General features: G+C 57.3%; 3 protein-coding genes and 1 pseudogene. 2 read left to right on the top strand and 2 right to left on the bottom strand.

The features are described from left to right. Positions 1-559: 559 nt before the first annotated feature. Positions 560-1,447 (top strand): host specificity protein, encoded by an 888-nt coding sequence (locus ATY29_RS33245; RefSeq protein WP_085861385.1) that lies wholly within the window; start codon positions 560-562, stop codon positions 1,445-1,447. 897 nt (positions 1,448-2,344) lie between these two features. Here ATY29_RS33245 and ATY29_RS33255 read toward each other — a convergent pair. Further along, positions 2,345-2,917, bottom strand: a complete 573-nt coding sequence (locus ATY29_RS33255) for a nuclear transport factor 2 family protein (RefSeq protein WP_164517823.1) — start codon at positions 2,915-2,917, stop codon at positions 2,345-2,347. A gap of 780 nt (positions 2,918-3,697) precedes the next feature. Here ATY29_RS33255 and ATY29_RS33265 point away from each other — a divergent pair. Continuing rightward, a pseudogene (locus ATY29_RS33265) lies at positions 3,698-4,255 on the top strand (radical SAM protein); the annotation flags it as partial. A gap of 210 nt (positions 4,256-4,465) precedes the next feature. On the opposite strand, the gene ATY29_RS33270 reads toward ATY29_RS33265, so the two are convergent. Further along, complete coding sequence (locus tag ATY29_RS33270; protein WP_008536072.1) at positions 4,466-5,476, bottom strand: LysR family transcriptional regulator; 1,011 nt, start codon at positions 5,474-5,476, stop codon at positions 4,466-4,468. Between the last annotated feature and the right edge of the window lie 298 nt (positions 5,477-5,774).

Below are 5,774 nucleotides of genomic sequence, written 5' to 3' on the forward strand. Positions count from 1 at the left end.
AATTATCTGCTCTTCGGTAAATCTCTGCTTCTTCATTCGTCCGTCCTTTGATGGGCCGGACTCTAATCATTTCTGGAGGAAATTCGCAGTGGCAGGTCCACTTCACCACCTAAGGGGTCTACGTGGCTCCGCTTTTCCAAAGCATTTTAGAATATCGATTTTGCATGATGGCGACCAGTCCGGTTGCACTAGCATATGCGTAATCTGCAATTGGAGACCAACAACGGTGAAAACAGAACAGGCCCGCGGGGCGGTAAATTTTCCGAGACGCCTCTAACATTCAAGCTAATCTTAGCCCTGCCGCGGCGCAGACACCTCCGACGGACTGTCAGCCGATTCGACGATGGTCTGGCGAAGGGAGCCACGCTTTCGCGGATCCTCGAGGCTTGGGCTGAGGTAAAGGGATCAGGAGCGGCGCATGCAACGCGCACCGCCCGCTTCATCGAGTCTAGCAGTCACGTATCCGCTTTATAGGCCGGACATTGAGCGCACCGTTCCCATGTGAAGCGACTGAAAAGAATGCGCTTCATCACACCTTTCACTCTCAGGAGAGACCGCCATGGATAACTCAGAACGATCGCTGCGCTACAACATTTCCGAGGAAGATGATCGCACCCGGGCCATGGCGGGGTGGATCGAGAATATGACCGGGGCACAAATGCTTACGGGCATGCCGTCCCGATCAACGCCAGATCCCCATGCTCTGTCGCCTTCGTCGCCAACGCGACCATACTCGCTCTCTTCCGAACCTCCAATTAAGGTGCTCGACAGATCGACATTTGCCAGAAAAGTAAGGGAATTTTACGGTGATGAAATCAAGCACATTTCCGTCAATCCACAAGAGTACTCGCCCTTCGTGTCCTCTAAAGCCCTGCGTACGGCTACCATCGCTCGACTCTACGGCGGCACCGACAATGATACGCCCAGCGCGCGATATTTCAGCTATGATCTGGGAGAACGAAGCGTTGGGCTTTTAAGAACAGAGGATGGATTTAGCATCGAAAACGAGCCGTGGCGGGAACTATTTCCCGGTCGAAGAAGAATCACGTCGATTGTAGACCTTCGCGTTACTCATCCGCTTGTCGAGAACGCAGGCGATATTCTGCTCGAACATCAACTTCAACTCGACGGCGAACAGCCGTTGATCATGTCACGTCCCGCTACGCCGGAGATGGGAACCCGTCTAGAGCAGATGGGTTTCGTTGATGTGGGTGAAAATCGCTGGGTGCTCGACCCTACGCAACATCCCGACAAGTGGACAAAGAATAGCAAGGGTGGATGGCAGCGCGCCGACAAACCTTGGAGTTATCTCTCTAAAACCGTGGAGTATCTTAGCGACGATGAAGCAGGTGTCGAGGAGCATTCGAGTGACGCCAGTGTCGAGACAGATTCATCCGATGATGACCCGTCTTGGTACTTCGAACACCTCAATTTGAACCGCGGCTAAAAGCTTGCCTCATCGTGAGGACTTTTTGCGCCGCCGGCTGAGTTGATACGCCCTTGTATTACGGGAGGACGCAGGCGAAGATTAGAGACTGCAATAATTGCTGCGACTCTCTGCGACGGCCCGCCTCATGCTGCACTCCGATCCTGCCGCGATGCAGATTGGCGGGGCTGGCTTCTGGGTGGTCCGCAACGATATCGCCGTTGGGGGTATCTTCTGATAATGGCCGTCGGGTTCGAAAACCTTCTGGTTGAGCCCCTAAAAGATCACCCAGGTACTCCCCAGGCGCCTCATGAATAACGACACCGAAGCGCTTGAACTCGAATCGCTCGTATCCGGACCCGTCGCCAAGCCCAAGGCGACCGTCCGACACGATGTCGATGAATGATCGACGTGCGAGCTGACCGGAAACCGCACGGTCCGGTCGACATCATCGGGACGCGCCCATGGGCCCCATCGGCACGCGTCTGCGAATAGCGGCGAGATCCGTCTCGTCGGCGCGTTCCAGTTCTCGACCATCGGCGTGCGCACATAGCCGAGCTCTTATGGCCGTCAGGCCCACTCGACGCGACGCCAACTCGCATGCCAAACTTTTCGTGATCAAGATCAGGCCCCTTCCAGGCAGCGTAGCCGTTGCGTCTGGGATCGCCCAGCAACCCGCCCAGCGAGGCCACATTGAAGATCACAGGGCCGCGCGGCAACGCCGCACCGCACCGTTCCGCTTCCAGGAAGATCCACGGCAACGACAATGTCGCCGTTTGTCGCAAAGGCATCGACCAGAGCGCGGCCAATCCCGCCTGCAGCGCGTGTAATGACGGCGGGTGTCTGCTTGCTTCATGGATTAGCTTCTCCTGCTCCGGCGTATGCGATCTAACGCTAAAGGAGCCAGATGACAGCAAGTTAGCACCACGTCCCGGAAAAGAAGAGTTCGGCACCAGCTGAACGCGCCGCTATTCCGCCTCGGCTTTCATGCTCTTTGCCGCTTCCGAGCGTATAGACCGGGTCGTTAGAATGCGATGTTCCGATCGGCTGCCTGAAACCGAACCGCTCAATCTCTGGCGACGCCGCCTGCTGTGTCTGCTCCTCGAGCCAATCATAGACCACTGTGCGGTCGGCAATTCTCCACTCCCCTTCCCTTTTCTGAAAATGGTCGCAATATCGACCACATAGGAGAAACCTGGCAACGTATGATCCGGCCGCAGTCCGGCCCTCGTTGGAGCGCAGTGAAGTAGCTCTCGACAGCTGCTTCGCCGGGCTGATAAACTCAATCAGAACGTTGGTGATCTGGTGGATGTTGCGCGGTTCGGTCTTGAAGACACCAAGCGTGAACTCAATGAATCCCTCGGCGGAGCCCGTATACGCTCCGTGAACGTCCTGCGCATCAGGCCAGAAGGAGCTGCGCAGCCCCGCCTCGTCCGCCCGTCTATCCCGCGGCAATACCGATAGGACAGTCGCGGATCGTTTCGCGATCATGCAATTCGACCCATTTTCGTGGTCCATGGCCCGTCGCAAGTCTGGTCTTGAGTTGAAAATGGCGTTCTATGCATCTGCGAACGGACATTCGCGCCGTCGGCGCTTGACTTGGCCTCGCAATGCCACTTCCCAGGGAACGTCTGTGAACTCAAACAGCGTGCGTAGGACAGCAACTCCCGCGCAATCAAGGACCATTGGTGCGTTGGATTTTGTCTGCAAGAACAGCCAGGGCCTCTCTGCGCTTGTGTGGAACGTAGCTAACGGTCCATTCGGCGACAATGCGGTCGACGAGTTCGCCAGAAAGAGCCCAATGTCGACTGGATCCCCGTTTGCGGCCGCCGGGGCTGCCGGTGCCTGTCTCGGCGAAGTCTCCTCCAAAGCCTGTATCCGAACGATCCTGCCTGGCTCCCAATCGGGCTCGTCTGACCGAGCGGGAGCGGCTGATCGACGCGAGGGAGAAATCTGGGGCCAGGCGGCTCGCCTCTCGGCGTCACCCCACGTTAGGCTGGTTATGCCATCCGCGGGCATCAAATCGGGGTGAAAGAAAGTTCTAAGCCTGGTGTGGTCGAGCGGCCCGACCTGCCCTCCTCAACTCAAGCACTCGAGGCGAGCCGCCATTTTACCGGCGTAGGTCTATTGTCGAATGCCTGACAACCCTATGTCGGGTCGCAAATGGAGGGAACCGGACAAAAAACTCTAACCAATTGAAAACTAACGCAATTTTCATTGGCATGGCCCTTGCTTCTTGAACCGGGACGTTAAGCAGCAACGGAGCCTTTAATGCCCCCACCAATGATTTCGCTCAAGAACCTGACCAGCACGACAACTATGAACCAACTGCTGGCCACAGCGAAGTCCACTGCTTGCGCCGCGTCATTGTGCGGTTCGTCCGCAAAGCCGCACCACGTCGAGCCGGCTGTCTGGGAGAAAATCACGGACCTTTCCTGCTATTTAGAAAAAGCGCACTACTATTTCGCGCGCATGCACGTCGTAGCCGCACCAGCTTGCAATATCCAGTGCAACTACTGCAATAGTAAATACTGCGCCAACGAAAGCCGGCCTACGCCTGACCAGGCGCTGCGAAAGGTCGTTGCGGTCGCCAATGAAGTCCCTCAGCTTTCCGTGCTCTTTATCGCCGGACCAAGCGATGCCTGTTATGACCGGAAGAAGACAAAGGCGACATTTGCACGCGGAGCCACAGAGGTCCCCGATATCAAGCTGTGTCTTTCAACCAACGGTCCGGCAGTGCCAGACCGTGTCGGCGAGCCTGCTGACAAAAATGTTGATCACTTGACGATCACCATCAAAATGGTCGATCCGAGAGCCGGCGCGAAGATATCCGCGCCACTGCAGGGCCGAGCCGCAGCTCAGCAGAAGCCCGGATACAAGCAGACCCCGCGAGCACATAGGCATCCAAGTCTCGATATTCGTCCAACATGCCTGGCACTCTCGGGCGCAGCAGCGCTGAGCCCTTGGTCATCTCCCCGCGCAAAATCCCCGTTTGCTCTCTTTGATGCTTCGGGAGCATCCCGATCACCGCTTCTTGTGTCAGTCTGCTCCCGTCTCCAACGCTGCGGCGACCTCCTTGCGCAGCCATTTATGCTGCGGGTCGTGATGGCACCGCTCGTGCCAGATGAGCATGACCTTGTACGGTGCCGGCTCGAGGGGTGGATCAACAACCCTAAGCGGCAGCATCGCGGAAACTTGGGTCGCAACGCGGCGCGGGACGAGCAATACCAAATCCGTCCCCGAAGCCACCACCGCTGCCGTGAGAACGCTGGAAAAAAGTATGGGACTACGATCCTCTCGCAGGTTGGGCAAGTGGTCGTAGATCGGGCCGAAATGGTCGGGGGAGTCCGTACTGATGGCAGCGTGACGCAAGGTCGCGAAGTTGTCGATCGTCCATTCCTGCGCCAGCGCGGGATGGTCGTGGCGCAACAAACACGCGAAGCGGTCTGTATAGAGACTGCGCCGAAAATAGCCAGGCAGTTGCACGTCAATATGCCCAACGGCCAAATCAATATCACCTTGCTCAAGCCCCCGCATGGCACGATCAAACGGCAAACAGGCGAGTGTGTCGAGATGAGGGGCACGCTCGCGTAACCACGGCAGGAGGCGCGGTAGTACAGCCAAAGCTTGATGATCGGGGATCGCCAGCGTTGCCCCCCTCCCCCATTCTTTTGAGATTACGCTGCGGCTTGTCACCATCTCTCGGATCGTACGCAGTGCCGACGGCAGCCTTTGAGCCAAGTGTTCGCCTTGCGGCGTTGGGATCAAACCCGTTGAAGACCGCACCAGCAGGTCATCATTGAACATGCCGCGCAGCCTTCCCAGTGCCCGGCTCATCGCCGGTTGACTCCGCCCGATGTGCTGGCCCGCGTGCGTCACGTTCCGGTATTCGAGCAGAGCCTCGAGCGCGACCAGGAGGTTGAGGTCTATTGATGCCAAGTTTATCTGGTGTCCAGTGAGGCGCTCTCCTCTCCAATCTTGCAACATCTTTCGCCTATAAGCGAGTTGATCCGTCACCTCTTTTTCTACATAGCGTTTCATGACGTTCATTCCTCAACAATCAATTCCGGGTCCAACGTTTTCGAGTTCATCTCGGCGGTGGAGCGCGGGTGACAACCTCATGGCATTGTGCCATCACGCGTCCAAGGGGCGGCCAGATCTGTGTGACGATGGCGATCACATGGAACATCGGGGTGTCCCACAGGAATATAGCGCCCGTGTCGACTTCCCCGAGCCCGTTGCAACAGTCTCGGATCCGATGCTGGGGTGCTTGGGTGAAAGAGGCGCACGCGCTCGAGCACAGCGTTGCAATAGGCCTCGGTCGCATAATACGCGATGCGGTCGATGT

The sequence above is a fragment of the Rhizobium hidalgonense genome (assembly GCF_002914525.1).
GTDB lineage: Bacteria > Pseudomonadota > Alphaproteobacteria > Rhizobiales > Rhizobiaceae > Rhizobium > Rhizobium hidalgonense.